Genomic DNA, 17,981 nt, shown 5'->3' with positions numbered 1-17,981 from the left:
ATGCAATCAGGTCGGGAAACGCTCTAGAATCTAGCCGTGCCGTTCGCAAGGGCGTCGCGCATGGCCACAAGTCGGCGTGAGCGTAGCAACCACGGGCCTTTTGAAGTGGAAATGGACACCTGTTCCGAGATCCACCCTCTGTCCGCACGGAGCGGACCTACTTGCTCACCCCGAACCGGAACTCCGTCGTCTGCCGAAACACCTCTCCCGGCCGCAGGACTGTGGAGGGAAAGTTCGGATGGTTGGGGCTGTCGGCGAAGTGCTGGGTCTCGATCGCCAGGCCGGCGCCCTTGTCCAGGGGGCGGCCATCGGGGGCCTTCAGCGAACCGTTGAAGCTGTTGGCGGTGAACAGCTGGACGCCCGGTTGGGTGGTGCGCACGTCCAGGGTCCGGCCGCTGGCAGGATCGGCCATCCGCACCGCTAGGGCCAGCTTGCCGCGTCCGCCGCCGTTGACGACGAAGTTGTGGTCCAGGCCACCGCCCAGCTTGATCTGCGGATCGTCGGCCGCCACCGCGTCACCCAGGCGCTTCGCCCGGCGCAGGTCCAGCCCCGTGCCGGCCACCGGCGCCACCGTGCCGATCGCCAGCTTGCGGACGTCGATCGGGGTGAAGGCCTTGGCCATCACCTGGACCGTCTGGTCGTAGACCGTCCCGCCGCCCGCCAGGTTGAAATAGGCGTGGTGGCTGAGGTTGAGCACGGTCGCCTTGTCGGTGGTGGCCCGATAGTCGATGCGCAGGGCGTTCTTGGCGGTCAGAGTGTAGGTCACGCTGACCGACAGGGCGCCGGGATAGCCGCCTTCGCCGTCGGTGGCGACATAGGCCAGGGTCACCCCGGCCTCGCCGCGCCGCTGGAACGGGGTTCCGGTCCACACCTGCTTGGCCATGCTGGTGGGACCGCCATGCGAGGAGATGCCTTCGGGGCCGCTGGGCAGGTCGTGGCGCACGCCGTCCAGGGTGAAGCCGCCGCCGGAGATGCGGTTGGCGTAGCGGCCGAGCAGCGAGCTGAAGAACGGCTTGGCCTCGTAGGCCTTGAGGTCGGCCAGTTCCAGCACGACGTTCGCGACCTGACCCGCGCGGTCCGGGACGTTGACCTGGGTGATGATCCCGCCCAGGGACAGCACCTTGACGCTCATGCCGTGGTCGTTCTTCAGGGTGAAGACCTCGACCGGCGCGCCGCTCGCCATGACGCCATAGGGCGCGCGGCTGGCTTCGGCGGCCAGGGCGGCCTGGGCGGTCAGGCCGGCGACGACCAGGGCGGCGGCCAACAGGTCAGGCCGCATGGGCCATCAGCCTTTCGTAGCGGTGCAGGATCCGCTCCAGGGTCGAGCGCTTAATGGGCTTGCCGTCGCGCAGCTTGGTCCAGGTGGTCTCGCTGATCGAATAGCAGTCGAACAGATGCTCGCGGGTCACGGCCGGCAGCCGGGCGCGCAGGCGCAGGACGAGGTCGCGGGGAACGGTGAGGGTTTCGGCCATGGCGTCAGGTACCAACGCACGATGACAAGAGTGTTGACCCGGACGGTCTCCGGCTCGACTTCCCGATCTCGTCCGCTCCGGCGGCCATGCGTTCCTTCCCGTCGTTGTTATTGGAAAGCGGTGTCAGTCAAACCGGGACGGAGATCAAGACCCCAAAAGGTCGTAGACGCCGTGGAGATATCCCTCGCACGGGAAAGCGGCCTCTCTACGGCCCTGGCGTCAGAGCGTGCCCATGCCGCCGTTGATGATCAACTCGCCGCCCACCCACGTTCGTCACCCCCGAACTGTTCGGGGGACCCAAGCGGGATCTGACGCCACGTCCAGCGCCGCTTGGGTCACCCGCATGAAGCGGGTACGGACTTCTAGACGGCGGCGGCCGGCGTCCGGTCGGGCAGGGCGGCGCGGGCGGCGAACAGGGCGATCGGCAGGCCGACGCCGAACATGTGGATCGCCACCCCGCCGAGCAGCATGGCCAACTCGGGGGTGGGGCGGGGGCCGAACCGGATGGCCAGCACCACGTAGTTCATCACCATGTAGCAGCCCAGGCCGTAGACCGGTCCCCACAGCCAGGGGCGCTTGTCGAGGGCGGGCAGGGACCGGCTGGCGGTCACGTAGACCGCCGCCATGACCAGGGCGATCGCCGCGTGCAGCAGACCGCCCAGGGCGGCGGTCGCCAGGCCGCCCTGGTAGCTGGCCTTGCCGAGCAGGCCGCTGGCCACCGACTGCAACACCCGGACCGGCCCCACGTCGCGCAGGCCGGAGGCGGCGAAGGCGTAGAGGATGTCCAGCAGCGCGGCGGTCAATCCGCCGCCGACGACGGCGACCAGGGGGGTGATCCCGGCCTTGGGGTGCGAAGACATGGCTTGCCTCAATTGGATCGCGTGGACCGGGCGGGGGCGGCCTCGACGTTCGGGCCGGGGGCAGGGTCGGGGGTCGGGTCATTGGACACGACGATGGGCGTGTGGGCGGCGATCAGCAGCTCGATGCGCGCGACCAGGGCCTGACCGCTGGCCGAGAGTCGCAGGACACGCTCGCGCGGGTCGGCGGCGCTGGTCGCGCAGTCCAGCAGGCCCAGCGAGGGCGGCAGCGGCCGGTCGATGCCCCGCGCCGCCAGGCCGCGCGACACCCGCGAGGCGCCGGCGTCGGTCAGCCCGCAGGCCTGGGCCAGTTCCGAGACGTTGATGCCCGGGTTCTCGGCCACGTAGAGGAAGGCCCGGATGCTGGTCAGGCTGATGGGCGGATAGATCCGCCGGAAGGCCTCCAGGGCGCCGAGCACCGCGTCGCGGCGGCGGATGCGGACCACGTTAGCTGTCATGATAGACCGCCAGGGCGCGGGGGCGGGTCTTGTAGTGGCGCGGCCGTCCGTCCGAAGGGGTCTCGCCCTCGGGGCGTCCGGCGCCCTTGGGGCGCACGTGGTGGAACGAGAAGGCGGCGGCGGGATATTCGGCGCGGACGGCCGCGAACAGGGCCTGCGCCCGTCGCTGATGCTCCGCCGCCTCGACATAGTCCTGGGCCGAAATCTCGATGGTGATCTGGGTGCGCAGGGTCAGTATCGGGATGTCCTTTGGCCGGGCCGTCATCTGGGCTCCCTCCGGTGAGCGTCGAATCCCAGTCTTGGCGGGGCGAGCGGTCTTGTCAGGCGTTGGGAGACCAACGGTCGGCGGAGTGCTGCGGGCGGCGCGGGGGTCTGCGAACGACGCCGCTGCGTCTGCGAACAACGCTTTGCGACCGCCGCGCCAGCAGCGACAATGCGCCATGAGGTCGACGCCCGCCGCACAACAGCAGACCCGGACCATCCTGATCGCCACGGCCGGGGTCTGGCTGCTGGCCTATGCCGCCATGACCCTGGGCTGGGTGAGCGCCGGCGCGCCGCACTTCTGGGACGGCGCCTTCCGCCGCGGGATCATCTGCCTGGTCGGCGCGATGATGTGCCTGGCCATGGGGCCGCTGCTGCTGCGCTCGACGCCATGGCCGTTCGGCTGGCGACTGGCCCTGGCGGCGGGACTGTCGCTGGTCGGCTCGCTGATCTTCGGCGTGCTCGACTACACGGTCTATGTCGTGATCCTGCCGCGTTGGCCGGAGTCGACGTTCTGGGGGGTGATGCTGATCGCCCGCACGGTGTTCTGGTTCTTCGGGGCCTGGGCGGCGATCTTCATGGCGGTTCACGCCGACCTGGCGGCGCGGGAGGCCCGGTTCAAGCTGGAGGCGGCGCGGGTGCTGGCCACCGAGACCCAGAACCGCATGCTGCGCTACCAGATCAGCCCGCACTTCCTGTTCAACACCCTCAATGCCCTGGCGACCCTGGTCATGGAGCGCCAGAACGATCGCGCCGAGCAGATGATCCTGGGCCTGTCGGGCTTCCTGCGCCGCTCGCTGGAGCGCGACGTGCGCGAGATGGTCACCCTGGCCGAGGAACTGGACGGCGAGCGCCAGTACGTGGCCATCGAGCAGATCCGCTTCGGCGACCGCCTGTCCTATGTCGAGCGTATCCCGGCCGACCTGGCCGACGCCCTGGCGCCCAATCTGATCCTGCAGCCGGTCATCGAGAACGCCGTCAAGCATGGCCTGTCGCGCACCCGCGAGCCGATGACCATCGAGGTGGTGGCCGCCGCCCAGGCGGGGGGCATGATGTCGATCACGGTCAGCGACGACGGGGCCTCGGGCGCCGGCGCGCCGCCGGGCCTGGGCGTCGGACTGGAGAACGTCCGCCGCCGCCTGGAGACCCACTATGGCGAGCGGGCGACCCTGACCTGCGGCGTGCGCGAGCCGCGCGGTTTCCAGGTGCGCCTGGATCTGCCCCTGGAGCGCGCATGACGCCGCCGGCCCTCACCGTCCTGCTGGCCGACGACGAGCCCCTGGCCTTGCGCCGGCTGCAACGGCTGGTCTCCGAGGTCGAGGACGTGCGGATCGTCGCCACGGCCACCGACGGCGACCAGGCCCTGGCCCGGGCGCGCGAGACCGCCGCCGAGGTGGTGATCATCGACATCAAGATGCCGGGCCTCGACGGGGTCAGCGTGGCCCGCGCCTTGGCCGGGCCGCCAAACGGGCCACGGGAGGGGCCGGTGGTGATCTTCGCCACCGCCTTCGACCGCTACGCCATCCAGGCCTTCGACCTGGCGGCGGTGGACTATCTGCTCAAGCCGTTCGACGCCCCGCGCGTGGCCGAGGCCCTGGCCCGAGCCCGCGCCCAGGTCCGGGCTCGGGACGCCGAGCAGCGGATCGGCGAACTGCGGGCCATCGTCCAGGACCTGCGGGCCGAGCATCCGGAGGCGGTGGGCGGCGGCTTCGAGACCGAGCTGTGGATCGACAACCGCGGCGGGGCCCAGCGGCTTCTGGTGCGCGACCTCGACTGGATCGAGGCCGAGCGCGACTATGTCCGCCTGCATGTCGGCGAGCGCAGCTATCTGGTGCGGGACTCGATCCGCAGCCTGATCGAGCGCCTGGATCCGGCCTGCTTCGTGCGCATCCACCGTTCGGCCGTGGTGCAGCGCGACCGGGTGGCCCAGTTGGCGCCGCGTCCGGGCGGGGGGCTGACCGCGGTGCTGTCGACCGGAGCGCGTCCGCCGATCGGCCGCAGCCATGCCGCCGCCGTGCGTCAGCTGTTTCGCCGAACGTCAAACCGCGCCTGAACCGTCGAAGTCATGGGAAGAGGAGGGGGAGGGGCAAACCCCTTCGTCGGGCGCGTGATCGCTGGCCCGGAATATCGTCTGGCCGGCCAAGGCGGCCAGGATGAGCGGTCGGCTCCCGTCCAGGACGGAGGCCGACCGCTCGCCGTGGATTAGCCGTTGACGGCGTCCTTCAGCTGCTTGGCCGGCGTGAAGGCGACCTTCTTGCTGGCGGCGATTTCGATGGCGGCGCCCGTCGAAGGGTTGCGGCCGGTGCGGGCCGGCTTGGCCTGCACCTTGAACTTGCCGAAGCCCGGGATCGAGGCTTCTTCGCCCTTCACGGCGGCGTCGGTCAACGACTTGAAGACGCCGTCGATGATGGCCTTGGCTTGGGCCTTGGTCAGCTTGTCGTCGGCGGCCACGGCGGCGTCGACCAGATCCGAAACGTTCATAAGTCAGCTCATCTGCTGGGAATCAAAAGAGAGCCAAGCCTGCCGGGGGAAACGCGCTTTGTCACCCTATGATGGAAACAAGGGTTAATGCGCGGGTCCTAGAGACGCTGGCGCACGCTTCCTCGCGGAAAAATCAGGCTTTATCAAGCCCTTACCGGAGTGGTTGACAACGAGCGGGGGCGATCGACGAGACCCTGGCGACCGGGCGGACCGTCGATCGGCTGGTGAGCGGCGCGGCGGATTCGGTGGAATCGAGCTCCAGAACGGCCGGCGTGGGCGAGGCGGGCGCCGTCGTCGCCCCGAGGCGCGACCGGAGAACGGGGCTTCCCGCTGGCCTCGGCGATTGGATGTTTGGTCTCGGCGGGGAGGCGGAACGTTCAAGCGCCGACCCCGTCGAAGGGCGCAGCATCCGGCGTTGGCGCGAAAGGAATGCCTGGTCGTGGATGTGCTGATGGTGCTCACGTCCCACGGACGCCCGCCGGACGGCGGGGGAGGATGCGGGCTGAGTTTCGACCAGTTCCTGAGCCCCTACTATCTCTTCGTGACGGCCGGGATCGACGTGGCTCTGGCCTCGCCACGCGGCGGCCCCCCGCCGCTGGACCCGGGCATGGACCAGCGGGAAGCCGATCCGGTCCTGGCGGCGCGGTTCCGGAGCGACAATGCCGCCCGTGACCTGCTGGCCGACACACTGAAGCTGTCGCAGGTGGCGCCGGAGGACTTCGCGGCGGTGCTCTATCCTGGTGGCCTGGGCGCGCTGTTCGACCTGCCCGCCGACCCCGTTTCGCAGGGGCTGATCGAGGCCTTCGCACGAGCCGGAAGACCCATGGGCTTTATCGGCCATGCCCCCGCCGTTCTGGCGGGGCTGAGGCGGCCGGACGGCGCGCCCTTCGTCGCCGGCCGGCGGCTGACCGCCCTGTCCGATCGGGAAGGATGGGGGACTGGCGCCGCGCCCGCGCCGGCCTGGTCGGCGGAACAGGTCTTGCGGGGGCTGGGAGCGGACTACCGCTGTGGGCCGGAAGGGCGGTCGCACTTGGTCCGCGACGGCTTGCTGGTGACCGGCCAGAACACCGCCTCGGCGCCGGGCGTGGCCCGCGAGCTGATGACGCTGATGGCCTGACCGGCGGGCCTCAGCCCGGCGCGGTCCAGCCGCCGCCCAGGGCCTGGATCAGGGCCACCGCCGTGGTCTGGCGGGCCACCGCCGCCGTCAGCAGCGCGCGCCGGGCCGACAGGGCCGAGGCCTGGGCGGTCACCACGTCGGTATAGGCCACCTGGCCGGCGCGATACTGGTTGAGCAGCATCTGCTCGGTCTGGTCGGCGGCGCTGGACGAGGTCTGCAGCAGGCCGTAGCGGCGTTCCAGCACGCGGACGCCGGTCAACTGGTTCTCGACGTCCTCGAAGGCGGTCAGCACGGTCTGCCGGTAGTCGGCGACCGAGGCGTCGTAGGACGCGCGGGCCTGCTCCACCCGGGCCTTGCGGGCCCCGGCGTCGAACAGGGTCTGGGCCGCTGACAGGCCCAGCGACCAGGTGTTGGCCGAGGCCGAGAACAGGTCGCCCAGGCGGCTGGCGCCGCTGGCGCCCGAGCCGGTCAGCGACAGGGTGGGGAAGAAGGCGGCGCGGGCCACGCCGATGTCGGCGTTGGCGGCGGCCACCCGGCGCTCGGCGGCGGCGATGTCGGGGCGGCGCTCCAGCAGGGTGGAGGGCACGCCGGCCGGGATCTCCGGCAGTTGGGCGGCCCAGTTCGGGTCGGCGGTGACCTTGAAGGCGCTGGCCGGTTCGCCCACCAGCACGGCGATGGCGTTTTCGTAGGTCGCCCGGGTCTGTTCCAGGCTGGCCAGGTCGGCCTGGGCGTTGGCCAGCTGGGTCTGGGCCTGCAGCACGTCGGACTTGGGCGCGATGGCGGCGGCGTAGCGGTTCTGGGTGATGGTCAGGCTACGCTGGTAGCCCTCGACGGTCTTCGAGACGAGCGCGATCTCGGCGTCGGTCTGGCGCAGGCCCAGATAGCTTATCGCCAATTCGCCCTGCATCGACAGCTTGGCGGCCGCCAGGTCGGCGGCGCTGGCCTGGGCCGAGGCCTGCGCGCCGTTGACGGTCTGGCGGATGCGGCCCCAGACGTCCGGCTCCCAACTGGCGCCGATGCCGGCCTGGTAGCGTTGGCCGCTGCTGGAGCCGCTGGTCCCCGAACTGGTCGAGCCCGAACCGCCGCTCCTGGTCGCCGAACCGGTCAAGTCGAGGGTCGGGAACAGGCTGGCCCGCTGCTCGCGCACCAGGGCCCGGGCCTGGCGATAGTTGGCCTCGGCGGCGGCGATGGTCTGGTTGGAGACGTTGACCCGGGCGATCAGGGCGTCGAGTCGCGGATCGCCCAGCAGGGTCCACCAGTCGCCGCGATCCAGCAGGTCACCGGGCGTCGCCGGCTTCCAGCCGTCCAGCGCCTTGAAGGTGGCGGGTAGCGGTGTCGGCGTGGCGAGGGCCGGCTTTTGATAGGCCGGGCCCACCGTGCAGGCCGACAGCAGGGCGAGGGCGGAGACGGCGCAGGCCAGGCGTTGAACGGACATCAGGCGGGCTCCGGCGCGTTCGGGGGCGCGGTGGGATTGTGGGTCAGGTAGCGCTCGTCGCGCGGCTTGCCCCGCAGGCGGTCGAGATAGACGTAGACGACCGGCGTGGTGATCAGGGTCAGCAGCTGGCTGGCGATCAGCCCGCCGATGATGGTGATGCCCAGCGGCCGGCGCAGCTCGGCGCCTTCGCCAAAGCCGATGGCCAGGGGCAGGGCGCCCAGGGCGGCGGCCAGGGTGGTCATCAGGATCGGCCGGAAGCGCAGCAGACTGGCCTCGCGCACCGCCTCGATCGCCGTCAGCCCGCGCGAGCGCTGGGCCTCCAGGGCGAAGTCGATGATCAGGATGGCGTTCTTCTTGACGATGCCCAGCAGCAGGAACACCCCGATCAGGGCGATGATCGAGAACTCCATCTTGAAGACCAGCAGGGCCAGCACCGCCCCGACCCCGGCGGCGGGCAGGGTGGACAGCACGGTCAGCGGGTGGACGTAGCTCTCGTAGAGCATGCCCAGCACGATGTAGATGGCGATGACGGCGGCGGCGATCAGCAGCGGCTGCTGCTTCATCTGCTCGTTGTAGCTGCGGGCGCTGCCCTGGAACCCGCCGCGCACGCTGGTCGGCAGGCCGATGTCGGCCTCGGCCTGCTTGATGGCGGCCTGGGCGTCGCTCAGCGACTTGCCGTCGGCCAGGTTGAACGACACGGTGGTGGCCAGCTCGCCGTTCTGGTGGTTGATCGAGGTCGGGGTGGCGGCCTGGGCGACGCTGGCGATCGCCATCAGCGGCGTCATCGGCGTCACCGTCGTGTTGAGGGCCGAGCCGGTCGAGGGGTCGCGCAGCGACGGGTTGACCGCCGCGCCGCTGCTGGTGGTTCCGCCGGTCGTCGCGGCCGCCCCCCCACCGGAAGTGGTGGGCACATAGACGTCGTTCAGGGCCTCGGGACCCTGGGCGAAGGCCTTCTGCCATTCCAGGATCACGCTGTACTGATTGATGTCTTCGTAGATGGTCGCCACCTGGCGCTGGCCGAAGGCGTCGTAGAGGGCGTTGTCGATGGCGCGCGGGGTGACGCCCATCCGCGAGGCGCTGTCGCGGTCGATGGTGATGTAGGTCTCGACGCCGTTCTCCGACTGGTCGGAATCGACGTCGGTCATCACGTCGCTGTGCTCTTTCATCGCCTCGGCCAGCTTGGGAGCCCACTGCTTGAGGGCGGCGCTGCTGTCGCTGGTCAGGGTGTACTGGTAGGTCGAGTTGGCCTGCCGGCCGCCCATCCGCACGTCCTGCACGGGGTTGAGGAAGACGCTGATGCCGGTCACCTGCTGCAGCTTGGGCCGCAGGCGGTTGATGACCGCGGAGCCCTTCTCCTTGCGCTCGTCGGCCCCATCGCCCAACGGCTTGAGGTTGACGAACATGAAGCCGCCGCCGGCCCGGGCCCCGCCGGTGAAGCCGACCACGGTGTCGACCGCCGGGTCCTTGCGGATGATCTCGACCACCTGCCGCAGTTTCAGCTGCATGGCCTGGAACGACACGCTCTGGTCGGCGCGCAGCCCGGCCTGGATCTGGCCGCTGTCCTGCTGCGGGAAGAAGCCCTTGGGCACGGCGATATAGAGCCAGGCGGTCAGGCCCAGCACCACCACCAGGATCAGCAGCACCACCGGCTTGGCGGCCAGGGCCCAGTCGAGGCTGTGTTCGTAGGTCCTGTGCACGCGGTTGAAGCCGGCCTCGAACCAGCGGCCGATCCGGCCCTCCTTCTGGCCTTCGGGGCGCGGCCGCAGCAGGTAGGCGCACATCATCGGCGTGGTGGTCAGCGAGATGACCAGCGAGATCAGCACCGCCGCCGACAGGGTGACGGCGAACTCGCGGAACAGCCGCCCGACCTGGCCGCCCATGAACAGCAACGGGATGAACACCGCCACCAGCGAGATGCTGATCGACAGCACCGTGAAGCCGACCTCCTTGGCCCCCAGGGTGGCAGCGGCGAAGCGTTCCATGCCGTTCTCGATGTGGCGCTGGGTGTTCTCCAGCACGACGATGGCGTCGTCGACGACGAAGCCGGTCGCCACGGTGATGGCCATCAGGCTGAGGTTGTTGAGCGAGAAGCCCAGCAGGTACATCACCCCGAATGTGCCCAGCAGCGAGACGATGGTCGCCGCCGCCGGGATGAAGGTGGCCCGGGCGCCGCGCAGGAAGGCGCTGACCACCAGGACGACCAGCACGATTGAGATCAGCAGGGTGACCTCGATCTCGTGCAGCGAGGCGCGGATCGAGTTGGTGCTGTCGCTGGCCACCTGGATGCTGACGTCGGCCGGCAGCTGGGCGCGCAGCTCGGGCAGCACCTGGCGGACGCTGTCCACCGTCTGGATGATGTTGGCCCCCGGCTGGCGGGTGACCAGGATGATGATGGCCGGCTTGCCGTTGAACAGGCCCAGAGTGCGGGTGTCGGCGACGCTGTCGGTGACGCTGGCCACGTCCGAGAGCTTGACCCCGGCGTCGCCGCGCCAGGCCACGACCAGGCCGGCATAGTCGGCGGCCTTGCGCCCGCCGCTGCTGGTATAGACCTGGAACCGCTGGCCATCGCCCTCGACCGCGCCCTTTGGGCGGTTGGCGTTGGCGGCCTGGACGGCGGCGCGGACGTCTTCCAGGGCGACGCCGTACTTGTTGAGCAGGAACGGGTTGACCGACACCCGCACGGCCGGCAGCGAGCCGCCGCCGATCTCGACGTCGCCGACGCCCGTCACCTGGGCCAGGCGCTGGGAGACGATGTTGGAGACCGCGTCGTAGATCTGGCCCGGGGTCTTGGTGTCGCTGGTCAGGGCCAGGATGATGACGGGCGCGTCGGAGGGGTTCTGCTTGCGGTAGGTGGGGTTGCTGCGCAGCGTGGCGGGCAGATCGCCGCGCGCCGCGTTGATCGCCGCCTGCACTTCGCGGGCCGCGCCGTCGATATTGCGGTTGAGGTCGAACTGCAGGGTCACCCGGGCCGAGCCGGTATTGCTCTGCGAGGTCATCTCGGTGACGCCGGGGATCACCCCCAGTCGCCGCTCCAGCGGGGTGGCGACGCTGGAGGCCATGGTGTCGGGGCTGGCCCCCGACAGGTTGGCCGAGACCGAGATGGTCGGATAGTCGACCTGCGGCAGGGGCGAGATCGGCAGCACGAAGAAGGCCGCGATCCCGGCCATGGCCAGGCCGATGGTCAGCAGGACCGTCGCCACCGGCCGGCGGATGAACGGGGCCGAGAGGTTCACGACGGTGTCCCTGGGATCGGCTCGGGGTCGATACGCTCTTCATGGCGCAGACCGCGGTCGGCCGGGCTCAGGCGGTCGAAGGCCAGGTAGATCACCGGGGTGGTGAACATGGTCAGCAACTGGCTGACCAGCAGGCCGCCGAAGATGGCGATGCCCAGAGGGCGGCGCAGCTCGCCGCCGTCGCCGAAGCTGAGCATCAGCGGCACGGCGGCGAACAGGGCCGCCAGGGTGGTCATCAGGATCGGCCGGAAGCGCAGGATGGCGGCCTGGAAGATGGCGTCCTGGGGGCTCTTGCCCTGGTTGCGCTGGGCGTCGATGGCGAAGTCGATCATCATGATCGCGTTCTTCTTGACGATGCCGATCAGCAGGATGATGCCGATGATCCCGATGACGCCCAGGTCGTTGCCGGTGATCCACAGGGCCAGCAGCGCCCCGACCCCGGCCGACGGCAGGGTCGACAGGATGGTCAGCGGGTGGATGTAGCTCTCGTAGAGCACGCCCAGCACGATGTAGACGCAGACCACGGCGGCCAGGATCAGCCACAGCTGGTTGGACAGCGAGTTCTCGTAGGCCCCCGCCGCGCCCAGGAAGGTGTGGGTGACGGCCACCGGCATGCCGATGTCCTTCATCGCCGCGCGGATGTCGTCGACCGCCTTGCCCAGCGAGACGCCGGGCGCGGTGTCGAAGCCGAGGGTGGTGGCCGGGAACTGGGCGACGTGGGTCACCTGCAGCGGCGCGGTCTGCTCGCGGATGGTCGAGATCGCCGACAGCGGGGTGGGACTGCCGCCGCCGGTCTTGAGGTTCAGCAGGCCCAGCGACTGCGGCGCGGTCAGCAGGCCGGGCTTGGCCTCGAGGATCACCCGGTACTGGTTGGTCTCGGTGAAGATGGTCGAGACGATGCGCTGTCCGAAGGCGCTGTACAGGGCGTCGTCGATGTCGGCCGCGGTGATCGAAAGACGCGCGGCGGTGTCGCGGTCGATGTCGACATAGGCCGCCGCGCCCACGGCGCCGGCGTCGCTATAGACGTTGCGCACCGACTTCACGGTCTTCAGCCGTTCAGCCAGCTTGCCGGCCCATTCGCGCACCGTGGCGGTGTCGGCCCCCTCCAGCGACAGTCGGTAGAGGGTGGGGCCGGTCTCGGCGTCGATGGTCAGGTCCTGGGTGGGCTGCAGGTAGAGGGTGACGCCCGGCACGGCGGCGACGCGGTCGCGCAGCCGCTGCATGATCTTCTCCTGCGAGCCCTTGCGGTCGGGCTTGAGGTTGATCAGCATCTGGCCGGTGTGGAGCATGGCGTTGTTGGCGCCGTCGACGCCGATGAACGAGCTGAGGTTCTCCACCGCCGGGTCGGCCAGGATCGCCTTGGCCGCCTGTTGCTGCAGCCCGGCCATACGGTCGTAGGACACCGACTGCTCGACTTCCGTACGTGCTTGAAGTTGGCCGGTGTCCTGGGTGGGGAACAGGCCCTTGGGGATGATCAGGTAGAGGGCGGCGGTCAGGGCGAAGGTCAGGACCGCGACGACCAGGGTGGCCTTCTGGCGCTTCAGCACCCAGGCCAGCCCGCGTTCGTACTGGCGCTCGACCCGCTCGAAGACCTCCTGCGACTTGCGGGCGACGCGGCCCGGCTTCTCTTCGCTCTGCGGCTTCAGCCAGCGGGCCGACAGCATCGGCGTCAGGGTCAGCGACACCACGGCCGAGATCAGGATGGTGATGGCCAGGGTGACCGCGAACTCGCGAAACAGCCGCCCGACCACGTCGCCCATGAACAGCAGCGGGATCAGCACGGCGATCAGCGAGACGGTCAGCGAGATGATCGTGAAGCCGATTTCGCGGGCCCCGTTCAGGGCGGCGGCCATCGGTTTCTCACCGCGCTCCAGGTGGCGCGAGATGTTCTCGATCATGACGATGGCGTCGTCGACCACGAACCCCGTGGCGATGGTCAGGGCCATCAGGCTCAGGTTGTTGAGACTGTAGCCCAGCAGGTACATCACCCCGCACGAGCCGATCAGCGAGATCGGCACGGCCAGGCCGGCGATCAGGGTGGCGCGCAGGCTGTGGAGGAAGAAGAAGATCACCACCACCACCATCACCACGGCCAGCAGCAGCTCGATCTCCACGTGGTGGACGGACGATCGGATGCCGGTGGTGCGGTCGGCCAGCACCTCGACCTTGAGCGTGGCGGGCAGGGCCTCTTCCAGCTCCGGCAGCTTGGCCTTGATGGCGTCGACGGTCTTGATGACGTTGGCGCCGGGCTGGCGCTGGACGTTGACGACGATCGCCGGGGTCTGGCTGGCCCAGGCGCCCAGGCGGGTGTTCTCGGCGCTCTGCACCACCTGGGCGATGTCGCGCAGGCGGATCGGGGCCTGGTTCTTGTAGGCGACGATCAGGCTGGAATAGTCCTCGACGGTCAGCAACTGGTCGTTGGCGTTGATGGTGTAGCTGCGGGTCGGGCCGTCGAAACTGCCCTTGGCGCTGTTGGCGTTGGCGTTGCTGATGGCGCTCTGCAGGTTGGCCAGGGTGACGCCGTACGAGGCCATGGCCTGGGTGTCGGCCTGGATGCGGATGGCCGGGCGCTGGCCGCCGCTCAGGGTGACCAGGCCGACGCCGGAGACCTGGCTGATCTTCTGGGCCAGGCGGGTGTTGACCAGGTTCTGCACCTCGGTCAGCGGCAGGGTGTCAGACGTCACCGCCAGGGTCAGGACCGGGGCGTCGGCCGGATTGACCTTGGCGTAGACCGGCGGGGCGGGCAGGTCGGCGGGCAGCAGGCTGTTGGAGGCGTTGATCGCCGCCTGCACCTCCTGCTCGGCGACGTCCAGCGTCTCGCCGAGGTTGAACTGCAGGGTGATGATCGAGGCGCCGGCCGTGCTGACCGAGCTCATCCGCGCCAGGCCGGACATCTCGCCCAACTGGCGCTCCAGCGGGGCGGTGACCGTCTGGCTCATCACCTCGGGGCTGGCCCCCGGATAGAGGGTCTGGATCTGGATGGTGGGATAGTCGACCTGGGGCAGGGCCGACAGCGGCAGCAGCCGGAAGCCGACCAGGCCGGCCAGGACGATGGCCGCCATGAACAGGGCCGTGGCGACCGGCCGCTGGATGAAGGGACGCGAGGGGTTCATCGGATGCGGGCCCGGCTACTGGGCTTGCTGCTGGCGGCGGCGACGCTCGCCGCCCTTGCCCTTGCCCTTGCCTTGGCCCGGGCGTTGGGCCGCCTGGCCTGGAAGCTGGACCTTGCCGCCTTCCGTCAGACGGTCGCCGCCTTCGGTGATCACCTTCTCGCCGACCTTCAGGCCGGTGGCGATGGAGACCTGGGTGGTGGTCGAGGGGCCGGCCGTGACCTTGCGCTTGCTGACCGTCTGGTCGGCGTTCAGCACCCAGACGAACGCCCCGTCGGCGCTCTGGCGCAGGGCGGTGGCGGGCACGACGACCGCGCCCTTGATGTTGTCCAGCTCCAGCCGGACATTGACGAACTGGCTGGGGAACAGCGCCCCGCCGGTGTTGGCGAACCGGGCCTTGGCCTTGACCGTGCCGGTGCCGGTGTCGACGACGTTGTCGAGGGTCGAGAAGGTCCCCTTGTCCAGGGTCACGGTCCGCGTCCGGTCCAGCGCGGTGACCGGCAGGACGGCGCCGGTGGCGACGCGGGCCCCGATGCGGGGCACGTCGTCCTGCGGGACGGTGAACTCCACATCGATCGGCGAGACGGTGGTGACCACCGCCACGCCGTTGGCGTCGCCCGCGGCGATATAGTTGCCGACATCGACGACCCGCAGGCCGACCCTGCCGCTGACCGGCGCGACGATACGGGCGTAGCCGAGGTTCAGCTGGGCCGTGCCTACGGCGGCGCGGTCGGCCATCACCGTGCCCTGCAACTGCTTGACGGTGGCGGCCTGGGTGTCGACCTCCTGGCGGGCGATGCTGTCCTGGGTCAGCAGGGTCTGGAAGCGGGCCAGGGTGACGCGGGCGCTGGCCAGCTGGGCCTCGTCGCGGGTCAGGTTGCCCTGGGCCTGCATCAGGTCCATCTGGAACTGGCGCGGATCGATCTGCGCCAACGCCTGGCCGGCGCGGACCATCTGGCCTTCCTTGAACAGCACCTGGGTGATCGTGCCCGACACCTGCGGGCGGACCGTCACCGTCGCGGCCGGGGTCACCGCGCCCAGGGCCTCGATGATCACCGGCAGGTCGGCCTGACCGGCCGTGGCCACCGCCACCGTGCTGGCGGGACCGCGCCGTCCGCCGCCGCCGCCGGGACCGCCGCCGAAGCCGCCCCCGCCGGCGCCGGCGCTCGGCGCGGCGTGCATCAGCGTCCAGGCCAGCCAGACGATCCCCGCCAGCACCGCCAGGGCGATCGCGCCGCCGATGATCTGGGCCTTGCGGCTGACGGTGCGGGGCTGGTGCGGGGGCAGTGCGGTCATCGAGGGCCTCGGGCGAGCGGCGGGCATGGCGAAGGGCGGCGAACGCGACCAAACAACAAACGCCACGGTAGCGAACTGGATGCTTGGCCGTGGCGCGAACGGTCGAACGGCGCTCGTGGGGATGTTCTTGGGGCCCGACGTTGCGCCGACATTTCACGATGGAAATGTCACGCGCCCCACTTGAGGCAGGGACGCGCCTAGCGCGGAGGGCGATCCTTGGTTTCGAGAACGAAGCCCGGGAATGCGGAAGAGACGACACCGTCGAGGGTGATGGCGCGCCGACCGATCCGTTGCGATCCCGGCCAAGTGACGTGGATCGCTCCGTCCCGGCGCTAGGGTTCGATGCCGGGGCGGTGGGTTGCGCGCCAGGCGCCCTTGAACAGAGCCGCGTAGAGCCGCGCCTTCAGGTCGCCGGGATGGTCGAGGGCGAGCCGGGCCAGGGCGGGCCCGGCATCCTTCGACGAAGCGGTCAGCCCGCTCCACAGCAGGCGGGCCAGGCGGGCGGGCGAGGGTTGGGCGGCCTTGAGCGCGGCCAGGGCCGGCAGCATGGACTGTTCCAGGGCGTCGAAGTCCGTGCCGAACGGGAACAGCGGCGCCAGGCCGGCGTCCTTGGCCGGCCGCAGGGCGGCGGCCAGGCGCTCGGGGGTGTTGTCGCGATGGGCGGCGTCGATCTGGTAGCCGGCCTCGATCTTGCCGGCCTCGAGGGCGGCCTTCAGGAGCCCCGGCTGGAAGCGGCTGTCGGCGACGGCCAGCAGGGCGGCGATGACGTCGCGGTCGGTCTTGCCGCGCAGGTCGGCCACGCCGTACTCGGTGACCACCACGTCGCGCAGGTGGCGCGGAATGGTGCCGTGGCCATAGGACCACAGGATGTTCGAGGTCGTGCTGGGGCCGGCGCCGCGCACCGCGTCCAGGGTGATGATCGAACGAGCGTCGGCCAGGGCGAAGGCCTGGGCGACGAAGTTGTACTGGCCGCCAACGCCGCTGACCACGCGGCCGTCCTCCAGCCCGTCGGAGATCACCGCGCCCAGCAGCGTCGCCATCATCGCGGTGTTGATGAACCGGCCGCCGCGGCGGGCGAGGCGTTTGGCCTCCTCGTCGCCATAGAGTTCGTTGGTGAACGAGATCGCCTTCATCTGGAACCTGGCGCGCTCGGCGTCCGGCATGTCGCGCAGGGCGGTGTAGAAGGCCTTGGGACCCAGGAAGAAGCCACCGTGCAGCACGGCCCCGTCGACCTGGCGCTTCAGCACGCCGGCCCGATAGAGGTCGAGCAGGCAATCGACGAACATCTCGGTGCAGGCGTAGAGGCCGGTGTCGAACGGTTCGGCGTGGCGGACGGGTTGACCCGGAGCCAGGCGTTCCAGGGTTTCCCTGAAGGCCGCCGGCTGGCGATGACGGACGATCAAGCCCTGGGCCACCGCGTCGCTGATCGAGCCGATGCCCATCTGCAATGTGCCGCCGTCGGGGATCAGGCCGGCGGCATGGAAGCCGATGGCGTAGTGGGCGTCTGTGACCGGCTCCTTGGGCGGGGCGAACAGCGGGAACTGCACGGCGGGTCCGTCGAGCACATGACTGAAGACCTCTATTGCCAGGTCGCCGTCGCCGGGCATGAAGGGCAGTTCGTCATTGACCTGGCCGACCAGCAGGAACGCGGCCTGGCCCGCCTGGCGGGCGGTCAGCAGGTCCAGGGTGATGTCGCTGTTGCCGCTGAGGCTGAAGCGATCGCCGCGTTTGGCCACCAGTTGGGCGACGACATTGACCCCGCGGTCGAGCAGGTAGCGCGAGGCGTGGGTGTAGTTGGCGCTGATGTAGCTGCGTTGGGCGCTGGCGACGTTCAGCCGTGTGCCGGCCTGGAAGAAGAACTCGTCGACCTGGATGTTGGCGGGCAGGGCGTCGGCGCGCTGCACGGCGGCGTAGGCGAGGGCGGGGTAGCCGCCCAGCAGCCGGTCCAGCACCGGCCCGACGAACCGCGCCTCCATCTCCGACTTGGGCCTTGGCGGCTCCAGGGTCAGGGCCGAGAAGATGTGCAGGTGGATCGACGGGTCGGCCATGGCGCGGGCGAACAGGGCGTTGGCCACGTGGTTGGCCTTGCCCAGGCCCAGCGGCAGGCCCAGCACGATCCTGCGGCCAACGACGTCGATCACCGCCTGGGCCAGGGCGTCGGGATCGGTGAAGTCGGCGGGGATCGTTCTTGTCATCCGCCGAGGCTATCCCAGCCGGCGTCGAGCTTGAAGTGATCGCCGCGCGGAGCGGACCGCGCCCAA

General features: G+C 70.1%; 14 protein-coding genes. 3 read left to right on the top strand and 11 right to left on the bottom strand.

What is annotated here, in order from left to right:
* Nucleotides 1-157 precede the first annotated feature (157 nt).
* The 5 genes from ASD79_RS18295 to ASD79_RS18275 form a co-directional block, all read right to left on the bottom strand.
* The gene (locus ASD79_RS18295; RefSeq protein ID WP_056724282.1) at nt 158-1,279 is read right to left on the bottom strand and encodes an aldose epimerase family protein; all 1,122 of its coding nucleotides are present in this window, start codon (nt 1,277-1,279) and stop codon (nt 158-160) included.
* A complete protein-coding gene (locus ASD79_RS18290) occupies nt 1,269-1,472 on the bottom strand; it encodes a hypothetical protein (protein ID WP_056724279.1) in 204 nt (67 codons plus the stop codon). The genes ASD79_RS18295 and ASD79_RS18290 overlap by 11 nt, the downstream gene beginning before the upstream one ends.
* Nucleotides 1,473-1,834: 362 nt before the next feature.
* Complete coding sequence (locus ASD79_RS18285; RefSeq protein ID WP_056724277.1) at nt 1,835-2,332, bottom strand: hypothetical protein; 498 nt, start codon at nt 2,330-2,332, stop codon at nt 1,835-1,837.
* A gap of 8 nt (nt 2,333-2,340) precedes the next feature.
* Nucleotides 2,341-2,787: a MarR family transcriptional regulator gene (locus ASD79_RS18280; RefSeq protein WP_156400575.1), complete on the bottom strand. Its 447-nt coding sequence runs from the start codon at nt 2,785-2,787 to the stop codon at nt 2,341-2,343.
* Nucleotides 2,777-3,052 (bottom strand): hypothetical protein, encoded by a 276-nt coding sequence (locus tag ASD79_RS18275; protein WP_056724273.1) that lies wholly within the window; start codon nt 3,050-3,052, stop codon nt 2,777-2,779. The genes ASD79_RS18280 and ASD79_RS18275 overlap by 11 nt, the downstream gene beginning before the upstream one ends.
* Before the next feature lie 175 nt (nt 3,053-3,227).
* Between ASD79_RS18275 and ASD79_RS18270 the strand changes: the two genes are divergently transcribed.
* A complete protein-coding gene (locus ASD79_RS18270) occupies nt 3,228-4,286 on the top strand; it encodes a sensor histidine kinase (protein ID WP_056724271.1) in 1,059 nt (352 codons plus the stop codon).
* Nucleotides 4,283-5,101, top strand: a complete 819-nt coding sequence (locus ASD79_RS18265) for a LytTR family DNA-binding domain-containing protein (protein WP_056724269.1) — start codon at nt 4,283-4,285, stop codon at nt 5,099-5,101. Before ASD79_RS18270 ends, ASD79_RS18265 begins: the two co-directional genes overlap by 4 nt.
* Nucleotides 5,102-5,250: 149 nt before the next feature.
* On the opposite strand, the gene ASD79_RS18260 is transcribed toward ASD79_RS18265, so the two are convergent.
* Nucleotides 5,251-5,529 (bottom strand): HU family DNA-binding protein, encoded by a 279-nt coding sequence (locus ASD79_RS18260; RefSeq protein ID WP_007665420.1) that lies wholly within the window; start codon nt 5,527-5,529, stop codon nt 5,251-5,253.
* Nucleotides 5,530-5,980: 451 nt separating this feature from the next.
* On the opposite strand from ASD79_RS18260, the gene ASD79_RS18255 reads away from it, so the two are divergent.
* Entirely contained in the window at nt 5,981-6,646 is a 666-nt protein-coding gene (locus ASD79_RS18255; RefSeq protein WP_156400574.1) for a type 1 glutamine amidotransferase domain-containing protein, read from the top strand.
* Nucleotides 6,647-6,656: 10 nt separating this feature from the next.
* On the opposite strand, the gene ASD79_RS18250 is transcribed toward ASD79_RS18255, so the two are convergent.
* From ASD79_RS18250 to ASD79_RS18230, 5 genes are all read right to left on the bottom strand, one after another.
* Entirely contained in the window at nt 6,657-8,081 is a 1,425-nt protein-coding gene (locus ASD79_RS18250) for an efflux transporter outer membrane subunit (RefSeq protein WP_056724265.1), read from the bottom strand.
* Complete coding sequence (locus ASD79_RS18245) at nt 8,081-11,314, bottom strand: efflux RND transporter permease subunit (RefSeq protein WP_056724263.1); 3,234 nt, start codon at nt 11,312-11,314, stop codon at nt 8,081-8,083. Before ASD79_RS18245 ends, ASD79_RS18250 begins: the two co-directional genes overlap by 1 nt.
* Complete coding sequence (locus tag ASD79_RS18240) at nt 11,311-14,427, bottom strand: multidrug efflux RND transporter permease subunit (RefSeq protein ID WP_056724260.1); 3,117 nt, start codon at nt 14,425-14,427, stop codon at nt 11,311-11,313. The genes ASD79_RS18245 and ASD79_RS18240 overlap by 4 nt, the downstream gene beginning before the upstream one ends.
* Nucleotides 14,428-14,442: 15 nt before the next feature.
* Nucleotides 14,443-15,720, bottom strand: coding sequence for an MdtA/MuxA family multidrug efflux RND transporter periplasmic adaptor subunit (locus ASD79_RS18235; protein ID WP_056724258.1), 1,278 nt, complete (start codon nt 15,718-15,720; stop codon nt 14,443-14,445).
* A gap of 332 nt (nt 15,721-16,052) precedes the next feature.
* Nucleotides 16,053-17,915, bottom strand: a complete 1,863-nt coding sequence (locus tag ASD79_RS18230; RefSeq protein WP_200952328.1) for an acetyl-CoA hydrolase/transferase C-terminal domain-containing protein — start codon at nt 17,913-17,915, stop codon at nt 16,053-16,055.
* Nucleotides 17,916-17,981 lie beyond the last annotated feature (66 nt).

It is taken from the genome of Caulobacter sp. Root655 (assembly GCF_001427665.1).
In the GTDB taxonomy this organism is placed as follows: domain Bacteria; phylum Pseudomonadota; class Alphaproteobacteria; order Caulobacterales; family Caulobacteraceae; genus Caulobacter.
This window is presented reverse-complemented; position numbering and strand designations above follow the sequence as displayed.